The following is a 17,099-nucleotide window of genomic DNA, read 5'->3' as shown; positions in this document are numbered from 1 at the left end:
GGAGACTCATCATGCCCACGTCCACCGAAGGACTGTCGGAAATCCAGCTTTGCGGCGTTCACAAGTGGTACGGCCACTATCATGCGCTTGACGACATAAACCTTTCGATCGCTCCGCGCGAAAAAGTCGTGATCTGCGGCCCCTCGGGCTCGGGAAAGTCGACGCTCATCCGCTGCGTCAATCGTCTGGAGGCGCATGAAAGCGGCCGGATCGTCGTCGCGGGTGTCGAACTAGATCATGACGAGAAACGGGTGGAGGCGATCCGCCGCGAGGTCGGCATGGTCTTTCAGCAGTTCAACCTCTTTCCGCATCTGACAATCCTCGAAAACTGCACGCTGGCACCGATGTGGGTGAAGAAGATGCCGAGGAAGGAGGCGCGCCAGATTGCGATGCATTTCCTGGAGCGTGTTCGCATTCCCGAACAGGCGAACAAATATCCGGGCCAACTGTCCGGTGGCCAGCAGCAGCGCGTCGCGATCGCCCGGGCGCTCTGCATGAACCCGCGCGTCATGCTCTTCGATGAGCCGACCTCCGCGCTCGATCCGGAAATGGTCAAGGAAGTGCTCGATACGATGGTGGCGCTTGCCGGCGAGGGCATGACGATGGTCTGCGTCACGCACGAGATGGGCTTCGCCCGCCAGGTCGCCGACCGCGTGATCTTCATGGACCGTGGCCGGATTGTCGAAGAGGGCGCGCCGGACGAGTTCTTCGCGCGCCCCAGGACGGAGCGTGCAAGCCTGTTCCTCAGCCAGCTCCTCCACTGAGGCGGCTCCGGCGCTCCCCTCGGCCTAGAACGGCAAGGGTTCCTGCGGAAAACCGCCGACATGGGTGCAGGTCTCGGCGGCCCAGTCCCGGCCGGCCTCCAGGCATGCAGAGAGCGGCTTTCCGGCGACATGGGCCGCGAGAAACGCAGCGATGAAACTGTCGCCGGCGCCCGTCGTATCAACGACCGCGACTGACCTGATGCCGACTTCAGCGCGGATGATTCCGTCGGTTGCCATGGAACCATTCGATCCGCGCGTGACGACGGCGATACGGGCACCCTGCGCCAGAAGTTCGGCCGCCATCCGCTCCGCCGCCGCTTCGTCCGGTCCGGCCGAGGCGAAGGCGATAGCAAGCCCCGCAACTCCGAGATCGTCCGGGGCGGCATTCACCGAAACGTCCTGCGACAGGCTGACGCCTTCCGCCACCAGCCTGCGCCTTAGCGCGCCGCCGTCGTCCATCCAGCCGATATGGACATGGTCGAACGTCTTAAGCACGGCCACCTCCGCGTCGTCCGGTGCATAGCCGGCACAGACGCCAAAATCCTCGTAGGAAATGATGCGCTCGCCCGACGGCAGCACGTCGATATCAGTATAGGCGGTGATGCCCGACCGCTCCTGAAGGTGGTCCAGGACCACGCCGTTGCTCTGCAGCAGGCGGCGCGTGCGCACCCCGTCTGCATCACGCCCGACCGCGCCGAAGTAGTGGGCGACATGCCCCTTCCGGGCGAGTTGTACGGCAACGTTGACGGCGTTGCCGCCGACGAGTGACTGCGAGAGGGGCGGCTGGAAGCGGTCGATGCAATTGTCGCCGACTGTGGCGAAGCAAAGGGGTTTCATGCAGGCCTCGTGATCGGACATTAAAGCCGCGAATGCGACGATGTGCATTCGCGGCTACTGCCTGATTCCTTAAATCGGGATCGATTTAAGGACAAAATCATGCAGAGACTCAAAGCTCTATAGCGACCTTTGCGCGTCTAGACGCGCCGCGCTGCAGCGGCCTCGGGAGTCAAGCGTCGGCGTCAGTAGGCGACGCGTTTGTAGTAGCGGCGAGTCGTGAGCGGATGGTTGCGCATAACCTCCAGATGAGCGCTGATGCGTTCGAGCACGGTGGCGAGCAGCACCGGCGAGACGAGCCCGCGGACCTCGGGCGAAATGCCAGATAGCGCAAAATCCGCCGTGTCGAGTACCGTCAGCTTGTCGGTGTAGTTCGGCGCGAAGTTCTCGACGCGTTCGGCGAGCGGGCGGAGCGCATCCTCGCCCTTGAAGAGGACGACACTGACGCCCTTTTCGACCAGTTCGAGGGTGCCATGGAAGAAGTCGGAGGCATGCACAGGTCGGGTGCGGATCCATTGCATCTCTTCCAAAATGCACATGCCGTAGTAGAAGGCTTGCGGCCATACGTTCCCGGCGCCGGTGATGATGTGGTAGTCGGACCCCGCGAGGATTTTCGCGAAGGCCTCGGCCTTCGGCTCGTAGGCGCGTTTCACATCGAGAAGCAGTTCCGGCATCCGAGCCAATTCGGCGACGATCCCGTCGTGGTTCGCAATCTCGCCACGCTGCTTCAGGATGGCGAGTGCGATGAAGAGCGACTGCAGATAGAAGGACTCGCAGGACGTGTCGTCCTCGGCGAAGTTGACGAAGACATGATCGCCGCCCTTGCCTAATGGCGTTTCCTCGTGGCCGACCAACGTGACGACGGTCGCCCCGATCTCCTTGAGCCTGCCAAGTAGCGCGACGCTCTCCTTCGTCGTGCCGGAGAGCGACGGCATCACGACAATCGACTTCTCCGTCAGATGCGCGCAGCCCGTAACGACGAGTTCGGCCGGCATGTCGACGAAGGCGGGGAAGCGCGAACGGCGTTGCAGTAGCTGAGCGGCCGGCTGCATCAGAATCGCCGCTCCGCCGGTGCCAAGAAAGAAGATATTTTCGGCGCCGGCCGAAAGGCAGGACGCGACCACCGTTTCGAGGCGCTTCTGCAGCGCGATGGCCCCCGACTGGATGCGGAGAAATCTCTGTTCGTCAAAATTCAGCATGGTCTTGCTCTCGGTGTAACGGGTGGTGATTGTCGGTGCTTCAATGTTGTAAGACAACTGACATCGCGACGGGATCGAGTCAAGCCGTACCTAGGATTTCCGCTGCAGTTACCTGTGACAAGAGGTCCCGCTGATGAACCGAACGCTCCTCATTCGCTTGACCTCCTCGAATTTGTCAGACAAGAACAAGACTGAGATCATTCTTGCCCGAGGCCGCCATGGACGAACCTCTTCGCGATTCACGTACCCTGGCGATCCAGCTTCGTGACCGCATCGCCGATCTCATCCGCAGCGAAGGCCTGAAGCCGGGCGACAAGCTGCCGACAGAGGCGCAGTTGACCCAGCGCTTCAAGATCTCCCGGCCTGCGCTGCGCGAGGCGCTGAAGCTGCTGGAACAGGATGGCCTCATCTACGTCGAGCACGGCCGGGGCCGCTTCGTCTCGGCGATCTCCGCCGTCCACGTCGACCGGCCTATCACGGTCTTCGAGAGCGTGACCGACATGGCGCACCATTACGGCTACAGGCCGGTCAGCAAGGTGCTTTCGATCGCTGAGGAGACCCCTGACAAGCACGTGGCCACGCAGCTTCAACTGACGGCGACGGACCGCGTCATCCGCATCGAGCGGCTGCGGCTGCAGGGCGACGAGCCGATCCTCTACTGCCTCGATTACGTGCCGCGCAGCATCATTCCGACCAGGCTCTATGACATCGACTGGAGCGGTTCGCTGCTTTCCCTGCTCGAGGCACACAAGAACCGGCCGCGCATGTCGGCTGCCACGGTCTCTGCCGTCATGCTGCCCGACGAGGTCGTCCAACGCAACGACCTGCGCGACTTCGGGCCGGCGCTGCTCATCACCGAGACCTGCTTCAACGCTGCAGGCATGCCGGTGATCTACGCGATCGACTATCACCGCGGCAGTCATTTCTCCTTCAGCCTCGTGCGCAAGTGAGCTGGGTTATTAGAGAACTGCCCCGGTAAGTGGATCAATATCCCACAGCGCCGCGTTTTATCAGACGCGCAAAGGACGCTGTAGCACTTCGAACTTGGCAGGCAGGACGCGGCCTCCTCACATCGACTTGTTCTCATTGCCGCCCCGGCGTGAAATTGCACTGCTAGCTCACCTCAAGCTTGGTGATGAGCGGAAGCGAGATCACGACCGCGATTTTCAATCGGCACTACGAGACAGCCTGACGACTTGCCGGTTGATGTAGAGAACGAAACGGAGCAGCTTGCCAGGGGCAGTCGACCGAGAAACTTTCTACCCGCACGGATTGCTAGGCATCCTTGAAGCCCCATTTCTGCTCGGGCTCGCTTTCCAGCGAAACGATCTGTCTCCGGCGCCCTTCCAGTTCGTCCAGCCGCCGGTTTACGACATCGGCTACGAAGGCCTCGGCATCATCCTCGTCAAGCGCGTTGCCATCGGCAAGTCTTCCAGCTTCCCTCATTGCGGAAATAAGCATTGAGGGCGTGAATGCCGCACCGCTCTGATCGAACTCCTGCAGGACCCTGCGGACTTCTTCCTCGAGTAGCAACTTCTGTCTCTCATCTAACATTACTTCCTCCTGAACGGCAGCAGGACCGGCAATAAGCCTGCTCTACATCACTGTGTCCGACCATGGATTTTCGCGCCCGTTGCGGCCTCCAGCAGTAGCTCCACCACCGGCAAATGGGGGCAGGGCTGCACTCGTCTCGCATTCCGGTCGCGGGCATCGGCGCCGGGGACGCCCCCCGATGCAATAATGCGGAGAAGCGCTCTGGTGGACCTTCGTCCACCAGCTCGTTTCTGCACATTCCTACATATCGTCATAGACGTGGTAACGACTGGTTGCCGAGACTGTTCCGCGCGAGATGACACAGCCGGCAGCGGATCGGTTCCCTCGCGAGCCCATCACGCCGGTTTCGCGGGTGGCCTGCACGCTTTAGTGCACGGTGGACCGCGGCGCCCGGTCCTGAAATTGCGCGATCAGCGCAATGCCGTGCTGCAAGAGAAGCTCAGCCGCCGGCAGGTCCCTTGTCACGACCTCGCTGGCGCAACCGCTTATGATCCTGGCCAGACTGATCGAGTTTGCTGCAAACCTGTCGTCGCCGATTTCGTGCGCCTCCTCGGCTGTCGCCTCAAGCGCGTTTGCGACCAATGTCATCATGTCCGAACGCTCGCGAAGCGTCATCGCGTCCAGGGTCTTGGCAGAATCCCTCATGGCTAGCTCCTCTGTTCTCTAAGTCGGAATTGGTCGCGCGGCCAGGCAGCCGGACGGACGTCTATTGCGTTGATTTTCGATGATTGGTGTCCGGGAGGCCGAAGGCCGCCCCAAGGCCATAAGATCGGGATCAAGGGCGCTGAATGCAAGGAATGGCTACCATGCGGCTGGCGCATGTCGCGAACGCCCGTCGGGCTCCACTCGCTGTACCTTGGCACGGCGCTGCTCCGGTGAGATGGAGCAAAGACATCACAGGCGCGCGGTGCTGTAGTCGTACCGAAGCGACGGACCGGGATCATTCACGTAGTCGAGCTGAAAGAAAAAGCAGCGGCCGTCCCCCTCTACGGCCATCAACCCGAGCACCCTTTCCGGACCGATCCTGCGGAAATGGTCGACGATGGGCTTGCGGTCGTAGAGCATGGCCGCGCTGGTCCGGTCTCGAAAGCGTGACGTCCGCAGAGTGGCTGTCGGGCCTCGCGCGCGCAGATGTTTGACCAAATGGGAGAACAAATTTCTCGCGGCGCTGGTGCGGCCTAACCGGTGGAAGCGAAGGGCCAGATGAAGCGGGATTGGAGATGGATCGATCGGCACGAGGCGGTTGCCATATGTATTGAACAACAGAGCGTCGGCGCGCATATCGGCGCGGAAGCGTTTGCCGAACCAGCCCAGGTTCTCCAGCACCCCGTCCAGCGGATGCCCGGTCGCAATTCCGCGGCCTTTCCAAAGCCCCACCATCTCGGTCACCGGCACCGCGTCCAGGCTATCGAAGTAGGCGAGGGCCTCGTGCTGGGAGCCCATCTTCATGTGCGTACTCAACAACGTGCCTAAGTCGCTACACACGCCGCCTTTTATCTAGGGCGCGCATCCTTGATCGTCCACCGGAGCAGACAGGGACAAGAACATGCAGCGCACGAAGTGCTGCAACTGCCTTTGCGTCCGGTGGACGCGCGGCGCTCCAGGGGCCGGGCGGTTGACACAGGCGAGCCTGTGGGCGTCAGATGACTTGAGAACTGCGCTCCGCAGCGTTTCCCGAACGCAGGATTCCACGCAGCAGCGCGGTTTGCCGGTGCGTATTCTGCAGGAGCGGCATTTGGTGTTCCTTGTTCAACCCAGGCTGGTCAATGAGCCTTTCGGCGATGCAGGCGTCCTGCTTGATTTCACTTTCAAGTCGCGTGCGATCCTGTTCGATCTCGGCGATTTGTCTCCTCTTCCGGCTGGCACCGTTTCCAAGATCCGTCACGTATTCGTGTCTCACATGCATATGGATCATTTCGCCGGCTTCGACCGGATGCTCCGGCTTCTCCTCAACCGGACGGCGGAGCTTCAAATATTCGGCCCTCCCGGTCTGACAGACGCCGTCGAGGCAAAGCTACGATCCTACACGTGGAATCTTCTTGATGAGACTTCCGAGGATTTCTCGATCATTGCGGCAGAGTGGAATCTCAAGGATGAGCTGACCCGATCCCGGTTCAAGGCACGCGGTAGATTCGATCGAGAGACGCTCGGCGTCGAGGTGCTGGCTTCCCCGCGTCTCCTTGTGGAGCCCGACTTCCACATCGAAGCGATCGAGCTCGATCACGGAATTCCATGCCTGGCATTCGCGTTTCAGGAGAGCCTGCGGGTAAACGTGCACAAGACGGTGCTGGATCAGCTTGGCCTTCCGGTAGGGCCCTGGCTGACGGAGGCCAAACGTCTCGTGAGGTCTCACGGGGGCCCGGGCGCTTTCGTGCAAATTCCCGGCCACGGCGACATGACGCTGGGCGACCTCCTCAGTGCCAAGGCGCTCGTCACCGGCCCGGGAGAACGAGTCTGCTACGCAACGGACCTGGCATTTACCGACGCAAACGTCTCGCGCTTGCTCGCGTTGGCGGGAGGGTCGGACTACCTCTTCATCGAGGGCGGCTTCCTTGATGAGGACAAGGCCATTGCGGCTTCCAAAAGGCATCTGACGGCATTGCAGGCCGGCAGTATCGCCGTAGCCGCGCGGGTGGCAAGGGCCGTTCCCATGCATTTCTCACCGCGCTATCTCGGTCGGGAACAATCGCTGATCGAAGAATTCCGGGCAGGCCTTGCCGAGCAAGCTCCTCATGCGGATCCTTGAGCTAAACTGACACAATCGCCAGCCCATGAGCTTGATTCGGTCGTCGCCGAGCGAAATCAGTCAAGGCGATCCATTTCGAGGCGGCGTCACGTCGTTGAGATGGTCGCTGATGCTGCAGCTCATGAGAGAGAAGGGCATTGACGCCAGCAAGGTGAATTACGGCCGCGAGGGTCTTTCTCTGCTTGCTGTTTATGCAAGCATAAACTCAACAGCTTCGTGAATTTGAGGGAGCACGCAGAACACACGCGCCTCAGACCGCCTCAAGCTGGCTGAATCGAACCGGGATGAGTTGGCGGGCCTCGAGTTGTCCTGTCGAATCCTTGTCGATGACAGTCAGCAACTGTTGTTCCGAGCCCACAGGAAGAACCAGACGGCCCATCGGCTTGAGCTGCTCAAGCAAAGCCGGCGGCGCCTCCTCAGCCGCTGCCGTGACCAGGATCTTGTCGAATGGGGCGCGCTCAGGCCAGCCGCGAGACCCGTCGCCGATACGAATGCCCACATTTGACATGCCGAGGCGCTGCAGGAGAGCCTCGGCATGGCTTGCGAACTCCTCGATGATTTCGACGCTCCAAACTTGGCCGGCGAGTTCGGCGAGGACTGCGGCTTGATAGCCAAGCCCGGTGCCGACCTCGAGCACGGACTCGTGCGGTTGGGGTGCAAGGAGATCAGTCATGAGAGCAACGATGAAGGGCTGCGACAGGGTTTTATCGAAGCCGATCGGCAGCGGCATGTCCTCGTAGGCAAAAGGTGCAACCGCGGCAGGCACGAAGAGATGCCGCGGCACCTGCCGCATCGCTGCCAACACCCGCTCTTCGAGCGCCGCCTTGCCGAGTTCTTCGCTTGCAAGGTCAGTTTGGATTTCGATAACCTCGACCATATGCCTGCGCAGAACCGCGAGGTGCTTTTCGGTCATTGGCTTCATGAGCGCGGGCTCTCCTCCGCCAGTTTGCCGCCAGCGGCCTTTCAACATTAAACGGCCACGGATAGACGATAGCAAGATCAAAAGCTGAACGATGGCCTCAACGAGCAGGCGCGCGACATCTCAGAAGGACGGGAGCCGACCGTACACGCGAATCATCTGGGGACCGCTCTGCGCCACTTGCTGAACTTACCGCTGCATCATCATGCCGGTGGAGCCCACCCGGGCCCGAGGAGAGGCCGGCTATATTGAAGCCTATAAACAGGGTAAGTCGGTGATCACGTCAGCAAGCTGGAATCGGTTTGAAGGCCAAAGGGCTGATCGTAGACATCCGAGCCGGGCTTGCCGCCGTGTGGAGTTTCCATTTCTATCCTCGCAAGGAGGTTTCATGACCTTCCCTCTATTTGATCTTTCCGGTTCCCGCGCGTTGGTGACGGGATCGTCCCAGGGCATTGGCTATGCGCTCGCGCGCGGTCTGGCCGAGCACGGTGCGGCCCTCATTCTGAACGGCCGCGGCCGCGACAAGCTCGAGAATGCAGCCCAATCGCTGCGAGGCGCCGGACACGAGGTGTCGGTTTCCGACTTCGACGTGACCGACCATGCTGCCGTTGGGCGGGGGGTCGATGCAATCGAGAAGGATATCGGACCGATCGACATCCTGATCAACAATGCCGGCATGCAGTTCCGCACCCCGCTCGAAGACTTTCCTGCCGATCGCTGGGAACAGTTGCTGAAGACCAATATCTCCAGCGTCTTTTATGTCGGCCAGGCGGTTGCGCGCCACATGATTGGGCGAGGGCGGGGCAAGATCATCAATATCGCTTCGGTGCAGAGTGAACTCGCCCGTCCCGGTATTGCCCCCTATACGGCGACCAAGGGGGCGGTGAAGAACCTGACGCGCGGCATGTGTACGGATTGGGCGCGATACGGCCTGCAAATCAATGCGATCGCGCCTGGCTATTTCAAGACACCGCTCAATCAGGCGCTGGTCGACAGCACCGAGTTCTCGTCCTGGCTGGAGAACCGCACGCCGGCCGGCCGCTGGGGCAATGTCGACGAACTGGTCGGCGCGGCGGTCTTCCTGGCAGCCGAGGCTTCTTCCTTCGTCAACGGACACACGCTCTATGTCGACGGTGGCATCACGATCAGCCTCTAGGCGGAGGGCGCCTTCGGCCCGATCGTGGTGATGGGCGTATCCGGCTGCGGCAAAAGCTCGGTCGGGGAGCGTCTTGCCAGTTATCTCGATTGCCCGTTCGTGGAAGGCGATAATCTGCATCGCGCCGCCACAACGAACCCGCGCCATGCTCAGATGCGTTCAGCCAGCAAAGACGCCCCGGATATGGTCGAAAGCGCGCGCGACGGCGGGGCGCGGCGGGCGCAGGGTCCTGTTCCGCTTCGGCCACCAGCCACCCGCGGTAGCCATTTTCTCGGACAAAGCGGCCAATCGCAGCGCCGGGCGGTCGCCGAGGCGAGGGCGGCAAGTTGCTCTTCACGCAAACCAGCCGCTCGATCCGGCGCTCTTTTGCGGCGGTTCCACAGGCATCGGCGAGCAGGTGGCGGCGCGCACCATTGACAAACACCTGACATGGGGCGAGCCTCCGCAGGAGGTGGCGAAAAGATCGCAGAAGTCCGAGTTCTTGCCGAAGCGCTTCGCGCGACCGTCGAGGCGCCCTGAAAGGCGGCGGACAACCGTATTTCAGTATGTCGATAACGAAACCATCACTGCGGCAGAGAAGGTCTTCGAGAGAATGGATTCCGTCGGCCAGAGCAAGGTCTCGCAATCGTGATCGAACCGCGCCCCTCGGTCGTCATCATCGGCGGCGGCTTTACCGGGGCCGTCGTCGGGGCAAGTCTTGCACGTGACAGTAGTATGGAAGGATGGCAGATCGACGTCTTCGAGCCACGCGAACGTCTCGGCTGCGGTCTTGCCTACGGCACCGACGATCCGGCCCATCGGGTCAATGTGCCGGCAGGGCGCATGAGCCTTGATCCGGACGACGCCGACCAGTTCGTCCGCTGGATGCAGCTTCGGGGAGAACCGCGCGGCGACGTAGAGGCGCTGGCGCCGGACGGCCATCTCTATCCGCGCCGCGGCCTCTTCGGACGCTATGTCGCCGATGCCGTGGCGCCGTTCCTTGGCAACGGCCGCATCACCCACCACCGGCAGCGGGTCATCAGCGTGGAGCGGCGCGGCGCCGGCTGGGAAATCCGTGGGGACGCCGGCACGACGGTTCGCGCCGACGTGCTGGTGGTCGCGACCACGCATCCCGCCCCTGCGGCGCCAGCGGGCATCGACGACGTGCTGCGGGGGCACCCGCGCTATGTGGCGGATACCACCGTGCCCGGCGCCCTGGCGGCCATTCGCCCCAACGACCACGTCCTGATCATCGGCACCGGCCTCACCGCGGCAGACGTCATCGCCTCCTTGCGCACGACGGGCCGAACAGGCCCGATCACCGCCTTTTCCCGCCGCGGCCTGCGCTCGCGCGGGCACGCGAGCCGCGCTCAGGACCCCTATGGCGATTTCACGTCGCCGCTATCGGCGACGGCGACAGATCTCCTCGTGCGGGTGCGCAGGGTTGTCGCACGTGCGGAAGCGGACGGCTTTTCCTGGCATGCGGTGTTCGATGCGCTGCGCAGCCAAGGCGGAGAGATCTGGCGCAATCTCCCGGTGGCGGAACAGCGGCGGCTGCTACGCCATCTACGCCCCTTCTGGGACGTTCACCGCTTTCGCGTCGCGCCGCAAATCGACGCCATCGTCAGAGCCGGATTGCAGTCGGGCGACATCCGCATCTTGGCGGGTTCGATCGATCGGCTCGAGCGAAACGGCGACGAGATCGCTGCCACGTTCCGGCGCCGGCATGCGGCCGGGATCGAGCGCTGGAATGTCGATGCCGTGGTCATCACTACCGGTCCTGCACACAAATCCGTGTTGAAGAGCCAGATCTGGCTCGAAACACTTTCGGCGGATGGCTATCTGCAGCCGGACGCGGTCGGGCTCGGCCTTGCCTGCAGCGAGACGAGCCGGGCGCTCGATAGGCAAGGCCGCGAAACGGCCCTTTTCATCGCCGGACCGCTCGCCCGCGGAACCTTCGGGGAACTGATGGGGCTGCCGCAGGTCAACGATCACGCGATCTTCGTGGCGGCACAGGTGGCTGCGCTCGCGCGGGGACAAAGAGTGACGAATGCCGCCCTGTCGCGAGACGACGGATCGGAGACGTTACGTGCTGCAACGACCATCAGTTGACGCCCGCCCCTTGCGCAGAAGCCAGATGAAACTGCGACAAGTCGGGGCGACCGCAGTCTGCCCGGGGTCCTGATCGACGCGGCAGCCGCGTCTCACTCGGCGTGCGATACCTTCGTCGCTGCACCGGTGTCAGCGGCCAATTGGATCGCGTCGAGAATCTGGGCGGCGCGCAGGCCATCGAGTGTCGATCCGTTCCGCATCGGGCGGTTCTCGGCGATCGCTTCGAGAAACTCGTGGATCATGAACCCGAACACTTCCGCGTAGCCGATCGCGACGCCGACGTGGGGAACGGGAAGCAGGCCGGCATAGGGCAGGGCCGGATTGTTTGCGACGAGTGCAAAGGGGGATTGCCCGCTCCCGTCGAAACGCGCGATCTCATAATGGGATGGCAGGCGGGAGTTGTAGCGCAGCGCACCCCTGGTGCCGGTGATCGACAAGGATAGCGTGTTGCCCATGCCGACCGCGACCCGGCTTGCCATGAACATGCCCTGGCAGCCGCTTTCGAAGCGAAGCAGGGCCGATGTGACATCGTCGTTGTCGACCGGTCTGCTTTCGGTGCTGAGCGCAACCTTGTCGTGACCGATGCTGGCGGACGCCGGCAGAAACCGCTCCTTGACGGCAATCGTGGCGATGGCGCCGACAACGTCTGACACTTCTCCGCAGAGAAAGCGGGCCGTATCGATCGCATGGGTTCCGAGATCGAGCAGCGCGCCGGGGCCGGCGCGGCTGCGCTCATAACGCCAGCTGTGCGGCAGGTTGCGATCGGCCGCGTATTCGCTTTCGTACTGAATCAGGGCGTTGACGAGATCGCCGATTTCTCCTGCAATGATGATGTCGCGCATCGCCGCGACGGCCGGAATGCGGCGGTAATTGAAGACCGTCGCGGAAACGACCGGCGATGCCGTCGCGGCGCGATGGATGCGCAGCGCTTCATCGGCATTGAGGGCGAGCGGCTTTTCACAAAGGACGTGCTTTCCGGCGGCGATCGCCGCCAGCGTCACCTCGGCATGGAGCGCGTTCGGCAGGCAGATGCTGACGATGCCGATTTCAGGATCGTCGAGAACCGCATGGAGGTCGGTCTCCGTCTTTTCGAAGCCCCAGGTTGCGGCAAGTCGGCCGGCCAGCGCCTCGTTGCCGTCGCAGGCGGTCGCAAGGCGCAGACCGGGAATGCGGTCCTTGAAGCGCGGCAAATTTGTCCGGTAGCCGAATGCGTGCGCTGCGCCGATCATACCGGCGCCGATGACGGCGATAGCCTTGCTTTCCATTCTCTCCTCCCGAGGAGGTGTAGCGGAACCGCGAAATCAGCGTATGAGAGCCCCCCGATAACGTCAATCAAAGTCGCTTTAACGCTGCGTGCCGGTGCGAACACGACCACGCACGGAATGCCGCGAAGAGGGAGCCCGAAGGGGCGGAACTCGCCGGGGCGATGAACTGCGTCGGACGATCCGTGATCAATGCTCGTCTGCGCCGCTGTTGCCGTGACCCGCCGCGCTGGCTGCGCTTTCAGCAGGACTTCCACGGCAGGTTGCGAGACGCCTACCCCTTTCGGCAGTTCTGACCTATATTAGAGGGCGATCACGTTTACATGCGGGTCGTTCAGGTTCGAGATCACCGTGATCCGAAACGACCCTGAGGTTATGGCGGCGAATGTCCCGAATCCTCATCCTGCTCATGACATTGTTATCGGTGTTCGCGTTTCCCGACCCGCCTGCATCCGGAGCCGAGCGCCGGGCGGTGGTCTTGCACGTGAACGGCGCGATCAGCCCGGCAACGGCCGAGTATGTGACGCGCGGGCTCGATCGGGCCAGGGCGCGTGGCGCATCCATCGTCGTGTTGCAGATGGACACGCCCGGCGGCCTCGACACATCGATGCGCGACATTATTCGCGCCATCCTCGATTCTTCCGTACCGGTCGCAAGCTTCGTCTCGCCGAGCGGGGCGAGGGCGGCGAGCGCCGGTACCTATATCCTCTACGCCAGCCACATTGCAGCGATGGCGCCCGGTACCAATCTGGGCGCGGCCACGCCTATCGCCATTGGCGGGGGTCTGTTCGGCGGCGACGACGAGAGCGACAAGGAGGGTTCGGACAAGACAAGCCCGCCGGAGGCTGCCAAACCGCCATCGAGCGTCGGCGAAGCAAAGATGATCAACGATGCGGTCGCCTATATTCGCGGGCTTGCCGAGCTGCGCGACCGCAACGCCGATTGGGCGGAGCGCGCGGTGCGCGAGGCCGCGAGCCTGTCGTCGACCGCCGCCGTTCGCGAAAAGGTCGTCGATTTCACCGCCGCCACCGTCGGCGACCTCCTGAAGCAGGCGCATGGCCGCGTGGTCCGCGTCGGCCAGGCGGACATCCGCCTCGACACGGCAGGCCTCGCCGTCGAGGACATTCTCCCGGATTGGCGGACGCGTCTCCTATCCGTGATTACCGATCCGAATGTCGCGCTACTTCTGATGATCGTCGGCATTTACGGGTTGATCTTCGAGTTTCTGACGCCCGGGACGGTGCTGCCCGGCACGATCGGCGGCATAAGCCTTCTGCTGGGGCTCTACGCACTCGCGGTGCTACCGGTGAGTTATGCCGGCATTGGGCTGATCATCCTGGGCGTAGGGCTGCTGGTGGCCGAGGCGCATGCGCCGTCGTTCGGGGCGCTCGGGCTCGGCGGCGGGGTCGCACTTGTGCTGGGCGCCGCCATCCTGTTCGACACGGACGTGCCGGGCCTGCAGGTCTCCTGGCCCGTTCTCGGCGGCGTCGCGATAGCGAGCCTCGCTTTCAGCATACTCGTTGCGCGCCTAGCTTTTATCTCGCGCCGGCACCAGGTCGTCACCGGCGCGGAGCAGATGATCGGCATTTCCGGCACGGTCGATAGCTGGACGGGTGCAACAGGCTACGTCATCGCCCATGGCGAACGCTGGAAGGCCGTCAGCGGTGAGCCGCTCGCGGCGGGAGAAGATGTGACCGTCGTCGGCCGCAACGGATTGACGCTCAAAGTCGCGCGCAGCGTGCCGCAAACCTAGAGCAAGTCCCGGAAAAGTGTGTGACGGTTTTCCGTCCGGAATTGCGTCGTTTCAAAGAGTTCGACCATTTCACCGTTTCGATGAAACAATGAAATGATCCAACGGGCTCCGGGAGCCGGGAGAAGGTCATGGACATAGTCGGAAGTCTCGCCCCCTTCATTGCGGCGCTTGTGCTGCTGCTCATCGTCATTGCCTACGCGATCAGGATCCTGCGCGAATACGAGCGGGGCGTCGTTTTCACCTTGGGCCGGTTCACCGGCGTCAAGGGTCCGGGTCTGATCCTGCTCGTTCCCTACGTGCAGCAGATGGTGCGGGTCGATCTCAGGACGCGTGTGCTCGATGTTCCGAGCCAGGACGTCATCTCCCACGACAACGTTTCGGTTCGTGTGAGTGCGGTTATCTATTTCCGGGTCATGGATGCGGAAAAGTCGACGATCCAGGTGGAGGACTTCATGGCTGCGACGAGCCAGCTCGCACAGACGACCTTGCGGTCCGTGCTCGGCAAGCACGACCTTGACGAGATGCTGGCCGAGCGCGACAGGCTCAACGACGATATCCAGAAGATACTCGACGTCCAGACGGATGCCTGGGGCATCAAGGTGGCCACGGTCGAGATCAAGCATGTAGACATCAATGAATCCATGATCCGGGCGATCGCACGGCAGGCAGAAGCAGAACGCGAACGCCGCGCGAAGGTCATCAACGCCGAGGGTGAACAGCAGGCGGCGGCGAAGTTGCTTGAAGCGGCGCAGATCCTCGCCCAGCAGCCGCAGGCGATGCAACTGCGTTATCTCAGCACGCTCAACGTCATCGCCGGCGAAAAGAATTCGACGATCGTCTTCCCGTTCCCGATGGAGCTGGCGAACATTCTCGCAACCAAGACGGGCGATTCCTCGCAATAAAGCCCACGAGGAACACGTTGCTCAATTTCGTGGCAAACCCGCCGGCCGCAATTGTTTCTTTAGCGCGGCGATGCGGAAGATGGCATTGGCGGCGCCGTAGCCGCGATAGCCGCGTCGCTCCACGATCTCGAAGAAAAACCCCTCGCCATATGTCGGACTGTAGAGCTGAAAATACTCTCCATGCTCATCGCGATCGTAGAGAATATTTGCCTTTTTTAAGCGCTCGATCAGTTCCGGCTCAAGCGCGAAGCGGGCCTCGATGTCGTCGTAGTAGTTCGGCGAGATCGGCAGCGCGCGAAAACCATTCGTCTGCAATGCCTCGGCCGCTGCGAAGATATCGTTCGTGGCGAAGGCGAGATGCTGAATGCCGGAGCCGAACGTCTCGGCGATGAAATGGCCGGCGAGCGTATTGCGGTTTTCCGCGCCGTTCAGCGTGATGCGCAACGAGCCTGCGTCATTCTCCACAACCTGGCTGCGCACCAGCCCGGCCGGATCGATGATGTCGACCATCGGCGTCTTATGCACGTCGAGCAGGGAGTTGTAGAAGAGAAGCCAGGTCAGCATTTCCTCGTATTTGACGGTCTGCGCGACATGGTCGACGGAGAGGAGGCCGGCCGGCATCGTCGATTGGTCGTCCTCCGCCGGTTCGAATTCAATCTCCCAGATGCGCGCAAGCTCCGACCGTTCATCGAGGAAATAGATGATGCCGCCGCCAACGCCGCGTATGGCCGGTACCGAAAGCTCACCGGGGGCGACGGCCTGTGCGAAGGGTTCGGCGCCGAGCGCCTTTGCGCGTTCGACGGTCGCCGCGGCATCGTCGACCATCAGCCCAACGGCGTAGGCGGAGGTGCCGTGCACCAGGTAGGAGGCGTTGGCGAAACCCTCGCGTTCGGTGTTGATGACGAGATTGATTGCGCCCTGCCGGTAAAGCGCGACGCGTTTGGTCTTGTGCTTCGCGGCCTTGCGAAAACCAAGCGTTTTCATCAGCGCTTCCAGTTCGGCCGCCTGCTCTTCGTCGGCCGCGAATTCGATGAAGGCGACGCCTTTCACCTCGGCCGGCGCCGGCATCGCCGGTACCGACAAGGGTGTATCGGGCTCGGCGCGCTTGACCTGATCGCCGAGATAGATCAGCGAGCGGCGGCCATCGACAGCAATGGCGCCAGCGTTGCCGCCGCGGAACTGGTCGTTGAAGATTTCCAGCGACAGGTAGCCATCGTAGCCGGTCGCCGCGACGGCACGCATGAAGTCGGTGACGGGAAGGTCGCCCTCGCCGGGCATGTTGCGGAAATGCCGGCTCCAGTAGAGCAGGTCCATGTCGATCAGCGGTGCGTCGGCGAGCTGGATGATGAAGATTTTTTCCTTCGGGATCGAGCGGATCGAGTTGACCTCGATCTTGCGGGAAAGCGTGTGGAAGCTGTCGAGGATGAGGCCGACATTGGGATGATCGGCGCGCCGGACGATCTCCCAGGCATCGCGATGATCGTTGATGTGCCGTCCCCAGGCGAGCGCCTCGTAGCCGACCCTGAGGTTCCGCTTGGCCGCCCGCTCGCCGAGCTCGCGAAAATCGGCGGCCGCGCGGTCGATGCCGCCCTGGGCCGCCGGCGATACATTGGAGCAGACGAGCACCAGATCGGTGCCAAGCTCCTGCATCACGTCGAACTTGCGTTCGGCACGGTCGAAGGTCCGTGTGCGGAGCGGCTCCGGCATGCCCTCGAAGTCGCGAAACGGCTGGAACAAGGTGATGTCGAGGCCGAAGTCGCGCGCCATGCGGCCGACCTCGCGCGGGCCTTCGTCAAAAGCGAGGAAATCGTTCTCGAATATTTCCACGCCGTCGAAGCCGGCATTGGCGATTGCCTGCAGCTTGTCTTTGAGATCGCCGCTGAGCGAAACCGTGGCTATCGAGGTCTTCATCGTCCTGT

General features: G+C 62.5%; 15 protein-coding genes and 1 pseudogene. 8 read left to right on the top strand and 8 right to left on the bottom strand.

All coding sequences use genetic code 11. The features are described from left to right. The first annotated feature begins 11 nt into the window (after positions 1-11). Entirely contained in the window at positions 12-764 is a 753-nt protein-coding gene (locus tag QN219_RS18615) for an amino acid ABC transporter ATP-binding protein (RefSeq protein WP_284001299.1), read from the top strand. Positions 765-788: 24 nt separating this feature from the next. Here QN219_RS18615 and QN219_RS18610 read toward each other — a convergent pair whose 3' ends face one another. Beyond that, entirely contained in the window at positions 789-1,601 is an 813-nt protein-coding gene (locus QN219_RS18610) for a PfkB family carbohydrate kinase (protein WP_284001298.1), read from the bottom strand. A 182-nt stretch (positions 1,602-1,783) separates the two neighbouring features. After that, positions 1,784-2,797 (bottom strand): SIS domain-containing protein, encoded by a 1,014-nt coding sequence (locus QN219_RS18605; protein WP_284001388.1) that lies wholly within the window; start codon positions 2,795-2,797, stop codon positions 1,784-1,786. A gap of 218 nt (positions 2,798-3,015) precedes the next feature. Between QN219_RS18605 and QN219_RS18600 the strand changes: the two genes are divergently transcribed. Beyond that, positions 3,016-3,747 carry a GntR family transcriptional regulator gene (locus QN219_RS18600; protein WP_284001297.1) on the top strand — a complete coding sequence of 244 codons (732 nt, stop codon included), beginning with the start codon at positions 3,016-3,018 and terminating at the stop codon, positions 3,745-3,747. A gap of 325 nt (positions 3,748-4,072) precedes the next feature. On the opposite strand, the gene QN219_RS18595 is transcribed toward QN219_RS18600, so the two are convergent. The 3 genes from QN219_RS18595 to QN219_RS18585 form a co-directional block, all read right to left on the bottom strand. Beyond that, complete coding sequence (locus QN219_RS18595; RefSeq protein WP_284001296.1) at positions 4,073-4,351, bottom strand: hypothetical protein; 279 nt, start codon at positions 4,349-4,351, stop codon at positions 4,073-4,075. Between the two features lie 366 nt (positions 4,352-4,717). After that, positions 4,718-4,996, bottom strand: coding sequence for a hypothetical protein (locus QN219_RS18590; protein WP_284001295.1), 279 nt, complete (start codon positions 4,994-4,996; stop codon positions 4,718-4,720). 249 nt (positions 4,997-5,245) lie between these two features. Next, positions 5,246-5,794, bottom strand: a complete 549-nt coding sequence (locus QN219_RS18585) for a GXWXG domain-containing protein (RefSeq protein WP_284001386.1) — start codon at positions 5,792-5,794, stop codon at positions 5,246-5,248. A 295-nt stretch (positions 5,795-6,089) separates the two neighbouring features. On the opposite strand from QN219_RS18585, the gene QN219_RS18580 reads away from it, so the two are divergent. After that, complete coding sequence (locus QN219_RS18580; protein ID WP_284001294.1) at positions 6,090-7,097, top strand: MBL fold metallo-hydrolase; 1,008 nt, start codon at positions 6,090-6,092, stop codon at positions 7,095-7,097. 250 nt (positions 7,098-7,347) lie between these two features. Here QN219_RS18580 and QN219_RS18575 read toward each other — a convergent pair whose 3' ends face one another. Next, positions 7,348-8,019 (bottom strand): protein-L-isoaspartate(D-aspartate) O-methyltransferase, encoded by a 672-nt coding sequence (locus tag QN219_RS18575; protein WP_284001293.1) that lies wholly within the window; start codon positions 8,017-8,019, stop codon positions 7,348-7,350. A gap of 385 nt (positions 8,020-8,404) precedes the next feature. Between QN219_RS18575 and QN219_RS18570 the strand changes: the two genes are divergently transcribed. The 3 genes and pseudogenes from QN219_RS18570 to QN219_RS18560 all read left to right on the top strand — a co-directional run bounded on the left by QN219_RS18570 (position 8,405) and on the right by QN219_RS18560 (position 11,263). Then, a complete protein-coding gene (locus tag QN219_RS18570) occupies positions 8,405-9,172 on the top strand; it encodes an SDR family oxidoreductase (RefSeq protein WP_284001292.1) in 768 nt (255 codons plus the stop codon). Positions 9,173-9,202: 30 nt separating this feature from the next. After that, positions 9,203-9,301: pseudogene (locus QN219_RS34185) on the top strand (shikimate kinase); the annotation flags it as partial. Between the two features lie 498 nt (positions 9,302-9,799). Beyond that, the gene (locus QN219_RS18560; protein WP_405052169.1) at positions 9,800-11,263 is read left to right on the top strand and encodes an FAD/NAD(P)-binding protein; all 1,464 of its coding nucleotides are present in this window, start codon (positions 9,800-9,802) and stop codon (positions 11,261-11,263) included. 92 nt (positions 11,264-11,355) lie between these two features. On the opposite strand, the gene QN219_RS18555 is transcribed toward QN219_RS18560, so the two are convergent. Further along, positions 11,356-12,528: a Gfo/Idh/MocA family oxidoreductase gene (locus QN219_RS18555; RefSeq protein ID WP_284001290.1), complete on the bottom strand. Its 1,173-nt coding sequence runs from the start codon at positions 12,526-12,528 to the stop codon at positions 11,356-11,358. 382 nt (positions 12,529-12,910) lie between these two features. On the opposite strand from QN219_RS18555, the gene QN219_RS18550 reads away from it, so the two are divergent. Then, a complete protein-coding gene (locus QN219_RS18550; protein ID WP_284001289.1) occupies positions 12,911-14,278 on the top strand; it encodes a nodulation protein NfeD in 1,368 nt (455 codons plus the stop codon). A 128-nt stretch (positions 14,279-14,406) separates the two neighbouring features. Beyond that, positions 14,407-15,180 (top strand): slipin family protein, encoded by a 774-nt coding sequence (locus QN219_RS18545; protein ID WP_284001288.1) that lies wholly within the window; start codon positions 14,407-14,409, stop codon positions 15,178-15,180. 21 nt (positions 15,181-15,201) lie between these two features. Here QN219_RS18545 and QN219_RS18540 read toward each other — a convergent pair whose 3' ends face one another. Beyond that, positions 15,202-17,091 carry a bifunctional sugar phosphate isomerase/epimerase/4-hydroxyphenylpyruvate dioxygenase family protein gene (locus tag QN219_RS18540; RefSeq protein WP_284001286.1) on the bottom strand — a complete coding sequence of 630 codons (1,890 nt, stop codon included), beginning with the start codon at positions 17,089-17,091 and terminating at the stop codon, positions 15,202-15,204. Between the last annotated feature and the right edge of the window lie 8 nt (positions 17,092-17,099).

The sequence above is a fragment of the Sinorhizobium sp. 8-89 genome (assembly GCF_030124325.1).
Lineage (GTDB): Bacteria > Pseudomonadota > Alphaproteobacteria > Rhizobiales > Rhizobiaceae > Sinorhizobium.
This window is presented reverse-complemented; position numbering and strand designations above follow the sequence as displayed.

What these genes read in the sequence shown, in the direction of transcription:
- QN219_RS18570 (WP_284001292.1), top strand. Translation starts at nt 8,405, where the DNA reads ATGACCTTCCCTCTATTTGATCTTTCCGGTTCCCGCGCGTTGGTGACG.
- QN219_RS18615 (WP_284001299.1), top strand. Translation starts at nt 12, where the DNA reads ATGCCCACGTCCACCGAAGGACTGTCGGAAATCCAGCTTTGCGGCGTT.
- QN219_RS18550 (WP_284001289.1), top strand. Translation starts at nt 12,911, where the DNA reads ATGTCCCGAATCCTCATCCTGCTCATGACATTGTTATCGGTGTTCGCG.
- QN219_RS18595 (WP_284001296.1), bottom strand. Translation starts at nt 4,351, where the DNA reads ATGTTAGATGAGAGACAGAAGTTGCTACTCGAGGAAGAAGTCCGCAGG.
- QN219_RS18610 (WP_284001298.1), bottom strand. Translation starts at nt 1,601, where the DNA reads ATGAAACCCCTTTGCTTCGCCACAGTCGGCGACAATTGCATCGACCGC.
- QN219_RS18585 (WP_284001386.1), bottom strand. Translation starts at nt 5,794, where the DNA reads ATGGGCTCCCAGCACGAGGCCCTCGCCTACTTCGATAGCCTGGACGCG.
- QN219_RS18590 (WP_284001295.1), bottom strand. Translation starts at nt 4,996, where the DNA reads ATGAGGGATTCTGCCAAGACCCTGGACGCGATGACGCTTCGCGAGCGT.
- QN219_RS18555 (WP_284001290.1), bottom strand. Translation starts at nt 12,528, where the DNA reads ATGGAAAGCAAGGCTATCGCCGTCATCGGCGCCGGTATGATCGGCGCA.
- QN219_RS18575 (WP_284001293.1), bottom strand. Translation starts at nt 8,019, where the DNA reads ATGAAGCCAATGACCGAAAAGCACCTCGCGGTTCTGCGCAGGCATATG.
- QN219_RS18605 (WP_284001388.1), bottom strand. Translation starts at nt 2,797, where the DNA reads ATGCTGAATTTTGACGAACAGAGATTTCTCCGCATCCAGTCGGGGGCC.
- QN219_RS18545 (WP_284001288.1), top strand. Translation starts at nt 14,407, where the DNA reads ATGGACATAGTCGGAAGTCTCGCCCCCTTCATTGCGGCGCTTGTGCTG.
- QN219_RS18540 (WP_284001286.1), bottom strand. Translation starts at nt 17,091, where the DNA reads ATGAAGACCTCGATAGCCACGGTTTCGCTCAGCGGCGATCTCAAAGAC.
- QN219_RS18600 (WP_284001297.1), top strand. Translation starts at nt 3,016, where the DNA reads ATGGACGAACCTCTTCGCGATTCACGTACCCTGGCGATCCAGCTTCGT.